This window comes from Streptomyces sp. NPDC004065 (assembly GCF_044903565.1).
In the GTDB taxonomy this organism is placed as follows: Bacteria; Actinomycetota; Actinomycetes; order Streptomycetales; family Streptomycetaceae; genus Streptomyces.
In genome coordinates this window covers 12,756-25,812 of the sequence record NZ_JBJDQT010000007.1, presented here as the reverse complement: position 1 = coordinate 25,812, position 13,057 = coordinate 12,756, and the positions used below count along the sequence as shown (strand labels likewise).

At 73.2% G+C, this 13,057-nt stretch carries 12 protein-coding genes; 4 read left to right on the top strand and 8 right to left on the bottom strand.

What is annotated here, in order from left to right:
* Nucleotides 1–600 (bottom strand): class I SAM-dependent methyltransferase, encoded by a 600-nt coding sequence (locus tag ACI2LW_RS10745; RefSeq protein ID WP_404730840.1) that lies wholly within the window; start codon nt 598–600, stop codon nt 1–3.
* A 278-nt stretch (nt 601–878) separates the two neighbouring features.
* Here ACI2LW_RS10745 and ACI2LW_RS10740 point away from each other — a divergent pair, with 278 nt between their 5' ends.
* Complete coding sequence (locus tag ACI2LW_RS10740; protein WP_404730839.1) at nt 879–1,496, top strand: GTP-binding protein; 618 nt, start codon at nt 879–881, stop codon at nt 1,494–1,496.
* Between the two features lie 137 nt (nt 1,497–1,633).
* Here ACI2LW_RS10740 and ACI2LW_RS10735 read toward each other — a convergent pair whose 3' ends face one another.
* Complete coding sequence (locus tag ACI2LW_RS10735; protein WP_404730838.1) at nt 1,634–2,062, bottom strand: PPOX class F420-dependent oxidoreductase; 429 nt, start codon at nt 2,060–2,062, stop codon at nt 1,634–1,636.
* Nucleotides 2,063–2,155: 93 nt separating this feature from the next.
* Here ACI2LW_RS10735 and ACI2LW_RS10730 point away from each other — a divergent pair, with 93 nt between their 5' ends.
* A complete protein-coding gene (locus ACI2LW_RS10730; RefSeq protein ID WP_404730837.1) occupies nt 2,156–2,569 on the top strand; it encodes a roadblock/LC7 domain-containing protein in 414 nt (137 codons plus the stop codon).
* Between the two features lie 122 nt (nt 2,570–2,691).
* The gene (locus ACI2LW_RS10725; RefSeq protein WP_404730836.1) at nt 2,692–3,717 is read left to right on the top strand and encodes a DUF6397 family protein; all 1,026 of its coding nucleotides are present in this window, start codon (nt 2,692–2,694) and stop codon (nt 3,715–3,717) included.
* Nucleotides 3,718–3,765: 48 nt separating this feature from the next.
* On the opposite strand, the gene ACI2LW_RS10720 is transcribed toward ACI2LW_RS10725, so the two are convergent.
* The gene (locus ACI2LW_RS10720) at nt 3,766–4,632 is read right to left on the bottom strand and encodes an acyl-CoA thioesterase (RefSeq protein ID WP_404730835.1); all 867 of its coding nucleotides are present in this window, start codon (nt 4,630–4,632) and stop codon (nt 3,766–3,768) included.
* A 19-nt stretch (nt 4,633–4,651) separates the two neighbouring features.
* Nucleotides 4,652–7,165 carry a DEAD/DEAH box helicase gene (locus tag ACI2LW_RS10715; protein WP_404730834.1) on the bottom strand — a complete coding sequence of 838 codons (2,514 nt, stop codon included), beginning with the start codon at nt 7,163–7,165 and terminating at the stop codon, nt 4,652–4,654.
* A gap of 145 nt (nt 7,166–7,310) precedes the next feature.
* Here ACI2LW_RS10715 and ACI2LW_RS10710 point away from each other — a divergent pair, with 145 nt between their 5' ends.
* A complete protein-coding gene (locus ACI2LW_RS10710) occupies nt 7,311–8,105 on the top strand; it encodes a metal-dependent hydrolase (protein ID WP_404730833.1) in 795 nt (264 codons plus the stop codon).
* A gap of 26 nt (nt 8,106–8,131) precedes the next feature.
* Here the strand turns inward: ACI2LW_RS10710 and ACI2LW_RS10705 are convergent, their stop codons facing one another.
* From ACI2LW_RS10705 to ACI2LW_RS10690, 4 genes are all read right to left on the bottom strand, one after another.
* Nucleotides 8,132–8,401, bottom strand: a complete 270-nt coding sequence (locus ACI2LW_RS10705; RefSeq protein WP_404730832.1) for a type B 50S ribosomal protein L31 — start codon at nt 8,399–8,401, stop codon at nt 8,132–8,134.
* A 57-nt stretch (nt 8,402–8,458) separates the two neighbouring features.
* Entirely contained in the window at nt 8,459–8,926 is a 468-nt protein-coding gene (locus ACI2LW_RS10700) for a DUF5709 domain-containing protein (RefSeq protein ID WP_404730831.1), read from the bottom strand.
* Nucleotides 8,927–9,154: 228 nt separating this feature from the next.
* Nucleotides 9,155–10,999, bottom strand: a complete 1,845-nt coding sequence (locus ACI2LW_RS10695; RefSeq protein ID WP_404730830.1) for an ABC transporter ATP-binding protein — start codon at nt 10,997–10,999, stop codon at nt 9,155–9,157.
* On the bottom strand, nt 10,996–12,846 hold the full coding sequence (locus ACI2LW_RS10690) for an ABC transporter transmembrane domain-containing protein (RefSeq protein WP_404730829.1): 1,851 nt from the start codon (nt 12,844–12,846) through the stop codon (nt 10,996–10,998). Before ACI2LW_RS10690 ends, ACI2LW_RS10695 begins: the two co-directional genes overlap by 4 nt.
* Nucleotides 12,847–13,057: the final 211 nt, after the last annotated feature.

The following is a 13,057-nucleotide window of genomic DNA, read 5'->3' as shown; positions in this document are numbered from 1 at the left end:
TCAGTCCTCTCGCACGGCCAGCGCCAGGAAGCGGGCGTCCTCGTCGACGTACGACGTCATGCGCCACCCCGAACCGGCCAGCAGCGGGCGGAGGTTCGCCTCCGCACGCAGGTCGTCCGGGGTGATCCGGCGTCCCTGACGCGCCGCGAGCGCCGCCCGGCCGATCGGATGGAACAGCGCGAGGGTCCCGCCGCGCCGCACCACGCGGCGCAACTCCCGCAGGTCGTCCGCCGGACGGGGCAGGTGGGCGATGAGCCCGGCGGCGAACACGGCGTCCAGCGACCCGGACCTCAGCGGCAGCGCCGAGACGTCGGCGCGCAGCAGCAGCCCGTCCCGGTCCCGGCCCGCCCGCACGGCCTCCCGCAGCATGGCCGGGGTCAGATCCGCGCCCACGACGACACCGGAGCGGCCCACGGCCGCCCGCAGCGGCGGAAGCGCCCGCCCGGTGCCGCAGCCCGCGTCGAGCACACGGTCGCCCTCGCGCAGCCCGAGTTCGGCGACGGCGGCGGCGTAGGCGGGTCCGTCGTCGGGGAACCTGCTGTCCCAGTCGGCGGCCCGGGCGGTGAAGAACTCCTGCACATGCGTGTGGTCGTCGCTCATGCTCCGCATGATTCCTCACCGGGCCTGTCGGTGTGGCCGCGAACACCGGTGTGCCCCTTGCGCACCGGTTCGGCCATGGAACGGACGCCCAGAGGCCGCATCGGAGAAATAACGGTCGAATCCCCCGAACGAGTGCCGTACTTGTCATCATGCTGACTTCGCGCTCCGCACACCGCACTCAGCGTCCCTGTGCACGGGCTGCCCGAGAACGGCGCACCGGTGCGCGGCGGACCCGGACCGGCGCGAATCCGTGCCGCCCCTTTCGAGAGAAGTGATCCATGGTCTTCGAGCACTCCGACGCGACGGCGCACGCGCAGGCCGGCGAGACGGCGAACCTCGCGTTGAAGATTCTCGTCGCCGGCGGGTTCGGCGTGGGCAAGACCACCCTGGTCGGCGCGGTCAGCGAGATCCGGCCGCTGCGCACCGAGGAGCGGCTGAGCGAGGCCGGACGGCTGGTGGACGACACCGAAGGGGTGGGGCACAAGACCGTCACCACCGTCGCCATGGACTTCGGGCGCATCAGCATCCGCTCCGACCTGTCCCTCTACCTCTTCGGCACGCCGGGCCAGGACCGGTTCTGGTTCCTCTGGGACGACCTGGCGCGAGGGGCGCTGGGCGCCGTGGTCCTCGCGGACACCCGGCGGCTGGAGGACTGCTTCCCCGCGGTCGACTACTTCGAGCACCGCCGCATTCCGTTCGTGGTGGCCGTCAACCGCTTCGCGGGCGCGCGCGCCCATCGCGCCGACGACGTGCTGGAGGCCCTGGACCTGGACCCGGGGACACCCGTGGTCCCGTGCGACGCCCGGGACCGGGACTCGGGCAAGGAGGTGCTGATCCGGCTGGTCGAGTACGCCGGGCGGATGCACACCGCCCGGCTGCTCGACTCCGTCGGCTGACGCACCGGCCGGCACCCAGGGAGGACGGGGCGAAGGGAGGACCGGCGCGAGGGGAGGACCGGGGCAGGGAAAGGACCGGGGCAGGGAAAGGACCGGAGCGACGGGGAGCGGCCACCCGGGCGGGCGCGCCGCTCCGCTCACTCGGCGAGGTCCCTGACGGCCACCACCTTCTCGACCCGGACCCGCACCAGGAGTTCACCGGGGACGCCGTTGCGCGCGCCGAACTCCTCGGCCCGGTCCTCGCCCATGTAGCGGCCTGCGATGCGGGCGGCCCAGTGCCGCACCTCGTCCAGGTCCTCGGACAGCCGGGCGCGGCCCTCCAGCACCACGAACGAGAACGGCGGCCGGTCGTCGTCCACGCACAGGGCCGCCCGGCCGTCCTGGGCCAGGTTGCGGCCCTTCACCGTGCCGGCGCCGGTGTTGAACACCACGTCGTCCCCGTCGAGCAGGAACCAGACCGGTGCGACATGCGGACTCCCGTCGGGGCGTACCGTCGACAGCTTGGCGGTGCGGGTGCCGTCCGAGACGAACGCCCGCCATTCCTCATCGGTCATCTTCTGTGCCATGCCATCATCCTCCTTGCCCGGACCGCGGCCGTGGGGAAGGCTGGCGGGAGACCCTCCGGGCATGGGGAAGACGTCACACGGGGAGACCGCATCATGGCGCAGAACCAGACACTGGGCTGGCTGCTCGACGACCTGACGGAGCGGGTGGAACACGTACGCCACGCCCTGGTCCTGTCCAACGACGGCCTTGTCACCGGTGCCAGTACGGGATTGCGGCGCGAGGACGCGGAGCACCTGGCCGCCGTCTCCTCCGGACTGCACAGCCTGGCCAAGGGGTCGGGGCACCACTTCGGGGCCGGCCGGGTGCGCCAGACGATGGTCGAGTTCGACGACGCGGTGCTGTTCGTCACGGCCGCCGGTGCGGGCAGCTGCCTGTGCGTGCTCAGCGGGGCGCAGGCCGACATAGGCCGGATCGCCTACGAGATGACCCTGCTCGTGAACCGGGTCGGCGAGCACCTCGACGTGGACGCCCGCCGCCCCGAGGGGCCGTCGCCCACAGAGCTCTGACCTGCCCTTTTTTCACTCTCCGAGGAGTTATCCACAGGCCCGGGCCGGATGTCGCGCGAGCGTCTACGGTTTTTCGCAGGCGAGCGCACCCGGCGCGAGCCGCACTCCACGGGGGAGAGACCATGTCCGCAGGCACCCTCACACATCAGGACACGTTCACGGCCGGCCCGGCCGCGGTGAGTCCGGGGACGGCACTCACCGAGAGCCGGGCGGCACGGGAACTGGGACTGAGCAAGCGCGAGTTCGAAACGGCCGTCCAGCTCGGCCACGTCCGCACCGTCCCCGGCGAAGGCCAAGGGGGACGGGCAGGCGAAAGGGGAGGCGAAGGCGGAGGGGGAGGGGGAGGAGTCCGGCGGGTCGCCCGCGCGGAGATCGAGCGGTTGCGCGGGCTGGAGGGCTTCCCCGAAGACCTGCGCAGCCGGGTGGAGATGGCGGGCACCAAGGCAGGGGCGCAGATGCTGGGGGTGGCCACCGCCAGGTTCACCCGGCTCGCCCGCCTCGGGCTGCTGGTACCGGCCGGCTTCTACCTGAACCGCTACCGGACCGTGGTCTGGCTGTACCTGGCCGGCGAACTGAGGGAGTTCGCCGCCGACGCGAAGAACACGGACCTGCTCAAGCGCCCTCTGCCCGAAACGGCGCGGGCCCAGCTGGACGAGGGCCTCGACCTGCGCGCCCGCAACTGGCGCGGACGGCGTCTGGACGCTCTGCTGCGTCTGGCCGGCGATCCGTGGGAGCGGGCGGCCGCCGTCGCGTCGCTGCTCGACCCGCTCCAGCTCCCGGACATCGCCGCGGACCCCTGGGAGCACGCCCAGCTCCACCGGCTTCGTCCGCGTCCGCCCGCACAGGCCGCACCGGATTCACCCGCCGCCCGCGTCCTCGAGCGGATCACGACGGCGCAGGACGCCGACGAGACGGCCCGGCTCCGCGCCGACCTGGCCCGCGCGATGCGCGAGGCGCGGACCCTGCGTCCCGCGCCCCGCCCGCTTCCCGTCCCGGCCGAACCCCCGTCCGGGCATCCGGGCCGCTCGGCTCACGGCCACCGCTCCGGGCGCGCCCGCCGCTCCGGGCTCCGCTCCCGCCCGCACGGAGCGCCCGCCCCCGCGCGGACCCGCGGCCTGCTGGGCAGGTTCTTCGGCTCAGGCGCCTGAACCAGCCGGGCGGGCGCCGGTCCACCCGGCCGTGCCGGGGGCGGCCGGTCACACCGCGCGGAACAACCCCTCCTGGACCACCGACACCAGCAGGCGCCCTTCGACGTCGTAGATGCGCCCGCGGGCCAGACCGCGGCCGCCGGTCGCGATCGGGGACTCCTGGTCGTACAGGAACCACTCGTCCGCGCGGAACGGGCGGTGGAACCACATGGCGTGGTCCAGCGACGCCATGTCGAAGCCCCGCGGCCCCCACAGCGGCTCCACCGGGAGCCGCACCGCGTCGAGCAGCGTCATGTCGCTCGCGTAGGTCAGCGCGCAGGTGTGCACGAGCGGGTCGTCGCCGAGCGGTCCCACCGCGCGCATCCACACGGCGCTGCGCGGCTCGGCGCCGCGCACCTCGTCGGCGGTCCAGCGCAGCCGGTCGACATAGCGGATGTCGAAGGGCTGACGGCGCGCCATGCGCTCCAACTGCTCCGGCAGAGCGCCCAGATGCTCCCGGACCTCGTCCGTCACCGTCGGCAGCGACCCAGGGTCCGGGACCTTCCGGGCCGGCGGCAGCTGATGTTCAAAACTCCCCTGCTCGGGCTTGTGGAAGGAGGCGGTCAGATTGAAGATCGTGCGGCCCTGCTGCACCGCGGTGACCCGGCGGGTCGTGAAGGACCGCCCGTCGCGCACCCGCTCCACCTGGTACACGATCGGCACCCCCGGACGGCCGGGGCGCAGGAAGTACGCGTGCAGCGAGTGGACCGGGCGCTCGCCGTCCGTGGTGCGGCCCGCGGCGACCAGCGCCTGGCCGGCGACCTGGCCGCCGAAGACCCGCTGCAGGGACTCCTGCGGGCTGTGGCCGCGGAAGATGTCGACCTCGATCTGCTCCAGGTCGAGCAGGTCGACGAGGCTTTCGGCGGGGTTCGTCATGGCTGGGCGTCTCCGGGGCTCACAGCTGGCCGACGTCGGTCACCCGGACCACCGCGCGGCCCTCGGCGTCGGAGGCGGCCAGGTCGACCTCCGCGCTGATGCCCCAGTCGTGGTCGCCGTTCGGGTCGTCGAAGATCTGGCGCACACGCCACAGCCCGTGCTGCGGTTCCTCCTCGATCACCAGCAGCTTGGGGCCGCGGGCGTCGGGACCCGTGCCGAGGTCGTCGTACTCCTCCCAGTACTTGTCCATCGCCTCGCCCCACGCCTCGGCGTCCCAGCCGGTCTCGCCGTCCAGCTCGCCGAGTTCCCCGACCTGGTCGAGCGCGGCGAGCTCGACACGGCGGAACATCGCGTTGCGCACCAGGACGCGGAAGGCACGCGCGTTGGCGGTGACCGGCTTGACCTGGTCGGCCCGCTCCTGGGCCTCCTCGGCGGTCACCTCCTCCGGGTTGGCCAGCTGCTCCCACTCGTCGAGCAGGCTGGAGTCGACCTGCCGCACCATCTCCCCGAGCCAGGCGATCAGATCCTGGAGGTCCTCGGACTTCAGGTCGTCCGGGACGGTGTGCTCCAGGGTCTTGTAGGCGCCGGCCAGGTAGCGCAGCACGATGCCCTCGGTGCGGGCCAGCTCGTAGAAGGAGACCAGCTCCGTGAACGACAGCGCGCGCTCGTACATGTCGCGGATCACGGACTTGGGCGACAGCGGGTGGTCGCCGACCCAGGGGTGGCTCTTGCGGTACGTGTTGTACGCGTGGAAGAGCAGCTCCTCCAGGGGCTTGGGGTAGGTGATGTCCTGGAGGCGCTCCATGCGCTCCTCGTACTCGACACCGTCGGCCTTCATCGCGGCCACGGCCTCGCCGCGCGCCTTGTTCTGCTGGGCCACGAGGATCTGGCGGGGGTCGTCCAGCGTGGACTCCACCACGGAGACCATGTCCAGGGCGTAGGACGGCGACTCCGGGTCGAGCAGTTCGAACGCGGCGAGCGCGAAGGTGGACAGCGGCTGGTTGAGCGCGAAGTCCTGCTGGAGATCGACCGTGAGCCGGACGATGCGACCCTCGGCGTCCGGCCGGTCCAGCTTCTCCACGATGCCGCCGTCCAGCAGCGAGCGGTAGATGGCGATCGCCCGCCTGATGTGGCGCAACTGCTGCTTGCGCGGCTCGTGGTTGTCCTCCAGCAGGCGCCGCATCGCCTCGAACGCGTTGCCCGGGCGGGCGATCACCGACAGCAGCATCGTGTGCGTGACGCGGAAGCGGGACGTCAGCGGCTCCGGGTCGGAGGCGATGAGCTTCTCGAAGGTGGTGTCCGACCAGGCGACGAAGCCCTCCGGCGCCTTCTTGCGGACGACCTTGCGGCGCTTCTTCGGGTCGTCGCCCGCCTTGGCGAGCGCCTTCTCGTTCTCGATGACGTGCTCGGGCGCCTGCGCGACGACGAAGCCCTCCGTGTCGTAGCCCGCGCGGCCGGCGCGCCCGGCGATCTGGTGGAACTCGCGCGCCCGCAGGGTGCGCACCCGGCTGCCGTCGTACTTGGTGAGCGCTGTGAACAGCACGGTGCGGATGGGCACGTTGACCCCCACCCCGAGGGTGTCCGTACCGCAGATCACCTTCAGCAGACCGGCCTGGGCGAGCTTCTCCACCAGACGCCGGTACTTCGGCAGCATGCCGGCGTGGTGGACGCCGATGCCGTGGCGCACGTAACGGGACAGGTTCCGGCCGAACTTGGTGGTGAAGCGGAAATTGCCGATCAGCTCGGCGATCTGCTCCTTCTCCTCGCGCGAGCACATGTTGATGCTCATCAGCGCCTGGGCCCGTTCCACGGCCTGGGCCTGGGTGAAGTGCACGATGTACACGGGGGCCTGGCGGGCCTGCAGCAGGTCGGTGAGCGTCTCGGTCAGTGGGGTGCGGCGGTACTCGTAGGACAGCGGAACCGGGCGCGTCGCCGAACGGACCACGGCGGTGGGCCGGCCGGTACGGCGGGTGAGGTCCTTCTCGAAGAAGGAGACGTCGCCGAGCGTGGCCGACATCAGCACGAACTGCGCCTGCGGCAGTTCCAGCAGCGGGATCTGCCAGGCCCAGCCGCGGTCGGGTTCCGCGTAGAAGTGGAACTCGTCCATCACGACCTGGCCGACGTCGGCGTCCTTGCCGTCGCGCAGGGCGATCGACGCCAGCACCTCGGCGGTGCAGCAGATGACGGGCGCGTCGGCGTTGACGGAGGCGTCACCGGTGAGCATGCCGACGTTCTCGGTGCCGAACAGCTTGCACAGCTCGAAGAACTTCTCCGAGACCAGCGCCTTGATCGGAGCCGTGTAGAAGGTGACCTCGTCCCGCGCCAGGGCGGCGAAGTGCGCACCGGCGGCGATCATGCTCTTGCCGGAGCCGGTCGGCGTCGACACGATCACGTTGGCGCCGGAGACCACCTCGATCAGCGCCTCCTCCTGGTGCGGGTAGAGGGTGAGACCGCGCTCCTGGGCCCAGGACTCGAAGGCTTCGTACAGGGCGTCGGGGTCGGCGGTCGGCGGCAGCTGATCGATGAGGGTCACGCCTCCATCTTGCCTGGCCTTGCCGCCGAGCCGGGAATCGGATGCCGGACGGAAGATCACGACCGCTACGCTGTGTCGCCGGCGCGGCATCGGAGCCACCGGCCAACTGGACAGCGGCACACGAGGAATGGGGCGGGGAACGGCCATGATGGGACCAGCACACTCACTGTCGGGCGCCGCGGCCTGGCTGGGCGTCGGAGCGGCGGCCGCGGCGGCCGGGCACCCGATGCCCTGGCCGGTGCTGCTGTGCGGCGCGCTGATCTGCGCCGGCGCCGCGCTCGCACCGGACCTCGACCACAAGGCCGCCACCATCTCGCGCGCCTTCGGACCGGTCTCGCGGTGGCTGTGCGAGATCGTCGACAAGCTCTCCTACGCCGTCTACAAGGCGACGCGCAAGCAGGGCGACCCGCGCCGTTCGGGCGGCCACCGGACGCTCACGCACACCTGGCTGTGGGCGGTGCTGATCGGGGCGGGCACCTCCGTGGCCGCGATCACCGGAGGTCGCTGGGCGGTCCTGGCGATCCTCTTCGTGCACATGGTGCTGGCCATCGAGGGCCTGCTGTGGCGGGCGGCCCGCGGCTCCAGCAGCGACGTCCTGGTGTGGCTGCTGGCCGCGACGACCGCGTGGATCCTCGCCGGCACCCTCGACAAGCCCGGCAACGGCTCGGACTGGCTGTTCACGGCGCCTGGCCAGGAGTACCTCTGGCTGGGGCTGCCGATCGTGCTGGGCGCGCTGGTGCACGACATCGGGGACGCGCTCACGGTCTCCGGCTGCCCGATCCTGTGGCCGATACCCGTGGGCCGCAAGCGCTGGTACCCCGTCGGCCCGCCGAAGATGATGCGGTTCCGGGCGGGCAGCTGGGTCGAGCTCAAGGTGCTGATGCCGGTGTTCATGGTGCTCGGCGGTGTGGGCTGCGCGGCGGCGCTCAACGTCATCTGAGGCGTCCGGCCGGCGCGCTCACCCGGTCAGGCCGCTCCGTCGCCGCCCGGACCCTGGCCGCCGTAGCGCCGCTCGAAGCGGGCGACGCGGCCCTCGGTGTCCACCGTGCGGGCCTTGCCGGTGTAGAAGGGGTGGCTCTCCGAGGAGATCTCCACGTCCACGACCGGGTACGTCTTGCCGTCGTCCCACTCGATGGTCTGCTCGCTGGAGGCGGTGGACCGGGTCAGGAAGGCGTAGCCGGCGGCCCGGTCCCGGAAGACGACGGGGTGGTAGTCGGGGTGCTTGTCCTGCTGCATGGGTGCTCCTTGTGCGGCGGGGAAGGGGGCCCGGGCGGGCGTCCTGCGGGGACGGCTCTACAGGCTGTCCTCGTCCACGACGTGCATCGCTGCCTCCTCGGCGGTGGCGGCGGCACCGTCGATGCCCACGTCACTGGCGACCAGTGCGCTCTCCTCGTCCTCGTGCGCCCCCTCGTCGGGCGCGACCAGACGGCCGGAGCGGGCGGCGCCGACCTCGTTGTCCAGGAGTTCCCCGTCGCTGCCCGTGCAGTCACCGATGCCGTCGCCGTCGGGCGCGGCGAGGTCGGGCAGCTCCTCGGCGAGCCGCTGGTCCAGGGACTCGCCCCGCCGCCGCTCCGCGGCGGTCACGCCGACGTGCTCCACCGCCCACGGCCGCTCCGGAGGGGACCAGCCACGGTCCAGGGGATCGTCGACACCGTCGTACTCCAGCGTGTCCTCCGAGTCGAGGACCCCCGTGTCCTCCTTGATCTCGGAGTCGTCATCGGGCTGGTAGACGTCATCTCCCCAGCCGTCGGCGCTGTCCACGGGTACCTCCAGGTGGTGGGGACGGGCCCGTTCTCACCGCGGCCGGCGGGCGGCCGCCGGTGCGCGGGGCACGGCTGTCACCCGGCACCAACCGGACGGTTCCCGGGCGCTCCCCGAGCCGCTGCCTCATTCCAGCCTTCCACCCCTGTTCGGCACCGCGCAACGGCACGGCCGGGGCATCCGACCGCCGCGTCGCCGGCGGTCACGGGTGCCCCAGGCGTCCCGGGCTCACCCGTGCCAGGACCGCCACAGCGCCGCGTAGGCGCCGTCCGCCGTCACCAGTTCGTCGTGGCTGCCCATCTCGGTGATCCGGCCGTCCTCGACGACCGCGATGACGTCCGCGTCGTGGGCGGTGTGCAGCCGGTGGGCGATGGCGACGACGGTACGGCCGTCGAGGACCCGGGCCAGGGACCGCTCCAGGTGCCGGGCCGCCCGGGGATCGAGGAGCGAGGTGGCCTCGTCCAGGACCAGGGTGTGCGGGTCGGCCAGGACCAGGCGGGCCAGGGCGACCTGCTGCGCCTGGGCGGGGGTGAGGGCGTGGCCGCCCGAGCCCACCTCGGTGCCGAGGCCGGCCTCCAGGGCGCGGGCCCAGCCGTCGGCGTCCACCGCGCGCAGCGCCTCCCACAGCTCCGCGTCGACGGCGTCGACGGCGCCCGCGGGGTCCGCCGGCTCGGCCGCGGGGTCCGCGGGCGAGCCGGTCCGGGGGTGGGGCAGGGCGAGCAGGAGGTTGTCGCGCAGGGTGCCCACGAAGACGTGGTGCTCCTGGTTGACGAGGGCGACGTGGGAGCGGACGCGTTCGGCGGGCATCCGCGACAGCTCGGCGCCGCCGAGGGTGATCCGGCCCTGCCGGGGCGCGTAGATCCCGGCGAGCAGCCGGCCCAGGGTGGACTTGCCGGCGCCGGAGGGGCCGACCAGGGCGAGCCGGGTGCCGGGCGCGACCCGCAGCGACACCCGGCGCAGCACGTCGACGCCCTCGCGGTAGCCGAAGCGCACCCGGTCGGCGTGGACGTCGCGCCCGGCGGGGGTGAGGCCGGGGTCCCCCGCCTCCGGTTCGATGTCGCGGACGCCGACCAGCCGGGCCAGCGACACCTGGGCCACCTGCAGCTCGTCGTACCAGCGCAGGATCAGCCCCACCGGGTCCACGAGCATCTGGGCGATGAGCGCGCCCGTCGTCAGCTGGCCGATGCTCACCCACCCGTGCAGGACGAACGCCCCGCCGGCCATCAGCACGGAGCCCAGCACGGTCACATGGGTGACGTCGACCACGGGGAAGAGCACCGACCGCAGCCACAGCGTGTAGCGCTCCCAGGCCGTCCACTCCTTGATCCGGCGGTCCGACAGGGCCACCCGGCGGTCGCCGAGGCGGTGGGCCTCCACGGTGCGTCCGGCGTCGACCGTCTCGGCGAGCGCGGCGGCGACGGCGGCGTAGCCGGCCGCCTCCGAGCGGTAGGCGGACGGCGCCCGGCGGAAGTACCAGCGGCAGCCGAGCACCAGCACCGGCACGGCGAGCAGCACGGCCGCGGCCAGCGGCGGCGCGGTGACCACCAGTCCGCCGAGCAGCAGCGCCGCCCACACCACCCCGATCACCAGCTGCGGCACGGCCTCGCGCATCGCGTTGGACAGCCGGTCGACGTCGGTGGTGATGCGGGAGAGCAGGTCGCCGGTGCCCGCCCGCTCCAGCACGCCCGGCGGCAGCCCCACCGAGCGCACGAGGAAGTCCTCGCGCAGGTCCGCCAGCATCCGCTCGCCCAGCATCGCGCCGCGCAGCCGGACCTGGTGGACGAAGCCGGCCTGGAGGAGCAGCGCGAGCACGAACAGCGCGACGGTCCGGCCGGCGTGCAGCTCCCGCGCCCCGCTCGACAGCCGCGCGACGAGATCGCCCAGCAGCCAGGGGCCCGCCATGGAGGCGAGCACCGCGAGCGTGTTGACGGCGACCAGGAGCAGGAAGGCGCGCCGGTGGCGGCGCAGCAGTTCGGTCACATAGGCGCGCACGGTCGCGGGGGCGCCGACGGGCAGGGTGCTCGCCGTCGTCGGGGCCGCCGGGTCGTGGGCGGGCGGGGCCACACCGATCATGCCGTCTCCTCGATCTCCCGCAGCGTGCCCCGCAGGGCCGCCTCGCCGTCCAGAACGTCGCCGGCGGGGCCGTGGCCCGCCCGGCCGCCGTCGGGTACGCCGCTCAGGGCGCGCTCCTCGTCGGTCTCCCGGGTGACCACTGACCGGTACCGGGCGTCGGTGCGCAGGAGTTCACGGTGCGCACCGACGGCCGCGACCGTGCCGTCGTGCACCAGCAGGACCCGGTGGGCGTGGTCCAGCAGCAGCGGTGAGGAGGTGAACACCACGGTGGTGCGCCCGGTGCGCAGTCCCGTCAGGCCGCCGGCGATGCGTGCCTCGGTGTGCGAGTCGACCGCGGAGGTCGGCTCGTCGAGGACGAGCACCTCCGGGTCGGTGATCAGGGACCGGGCCAGGGCGAGGCGCTGGCGCTGGCCGCCGGACAGCGACCGGCCCCGCTCGGTGATCCGGGCGTCCATCGGGTCGCCGGCCCCGAGCGAGGTCTGGGCGAGCGCCTCGAGCACGTCCCCGCACTGCGCGGCGGCCAGCGCGTCCGGCGCGCGGACCTTCCCCGAGGCGGGCACGTCGAGCAGTTCGCGCAGCGTTCCGGACAGCAGCACCGGGTCCTTGTCCTGGACCAGGACGGCCTTCCGGGCGTCGGCGAGGGGGAGTTCGTCGAGCGGTACGCCGCCCAGCAGGACCGACGGGCCCGGTTCGGCGGGGTGCCCGCCGAGCCGTTCGGCCAGCCGGCCCGCCGCGTCCGGGTCGCCGCACACCACGGCGGTCAGCAGCCCGGCGGGCGCCAGCAGACCGGTCGCCGGGTCGTACAGGTCACCGGACGGGGTCCTCGCCGCGCGGACGCCGGTGGTGGCCGTAGGGCGTTCCAGCGACAGCACCCGGGCGGCACGTTTCGCGGACGGGCGCGAGAAGGAGTACGCCATGGCGATCTCCTCGAAGTGCCGCAGCGGGTAGGTGAGGACCATGACGGAGCTGTAGACGGTGACCAGTTCGCCCACGGTGACGCGTCCCTCGAGGGCCAGGCGCACGCCGTACCAGACGACCGCGACCAGCAGCAGGCCCGGCAGCAGTACCTGGACGGCGGAGATCAGGGACCACATGCGGGCGCTGCGGACGGCGGCCTGCCGCACGTCCTGGGAGGCGCGGCGGTAGCGGTCGAGGAACAGCTCCTCGCCGCCGATGCCGCGCAGCACCCGCAGTCCGGCCACGGTGTCGGAGGCCAGTTCGGTGGCGCGGCCCGCCTTCTCCCGCTGGACGTCGGCCCGGCGGGTCGCGTGCGGCAGCAGTGGCAGCACCGCGAGCGCCACCGCGGGGACGCCGGCGGCGACGAGCACGCCGAGCTCCGGCTGGTACAGCAGCAGGGCGACGCAGACCAGCACGACGGTGAGCGCCGCCGCGGTGAACCGGGAGACCGCCTCGACGAACCAGCCGATCCGCTCCACGTCGCCGGTGGAGACGGCCACCACCTCGCCGGCGGCCACCCGCCGGGTGAGCGCGGAGCCCAACTCGGCGGCCCTGCGGGCCAGCAACTGCTGGACGCGGGCGGCCGCGGTGATCCAGTTGGTGACCGCGGCGCGGTGCAGGAAGGTGCTGCCGAGGGCGATGCCGGCGCAGGTCAGCGCCAGCAGCGCGCCGGCGGTGGCGAGGTGTGCGCCGGAGCGCTCGACGACCGCCTGGACGGCCAGTCCGACGCAGAAGGGCAGCGCGGACACGGCGGCGAAGTGCAGCAGTCCCCAGGCCAGTGCCTTGAGCTGACCGTCCAGCTGGTTCCGTCCCAGCCACCACAGGAGCCGGGGACCTGAGCGTGCGTCGGGCACGCCCGGGTCGGGATACGGGAGGCCGTGAATCTGCATGACGTTCCAGGGGGGCTCGTGGCAGGGGGAGGGGCCGCGGCGGGCGGCGACAAGCCGTGACAGGGTCGCGTCGCAGCGTGGTGGAAAGCAAGCGGTTTTCCCCTGCCGGGGGAGGGGCCGGCCACAGGGGCTTTCGCGCCGTCAATGCACGGCGACACGCCCCGAAAAGGCTGAGATAAGGCCATGTGGACCAATCTCGAGTAGATCGTCA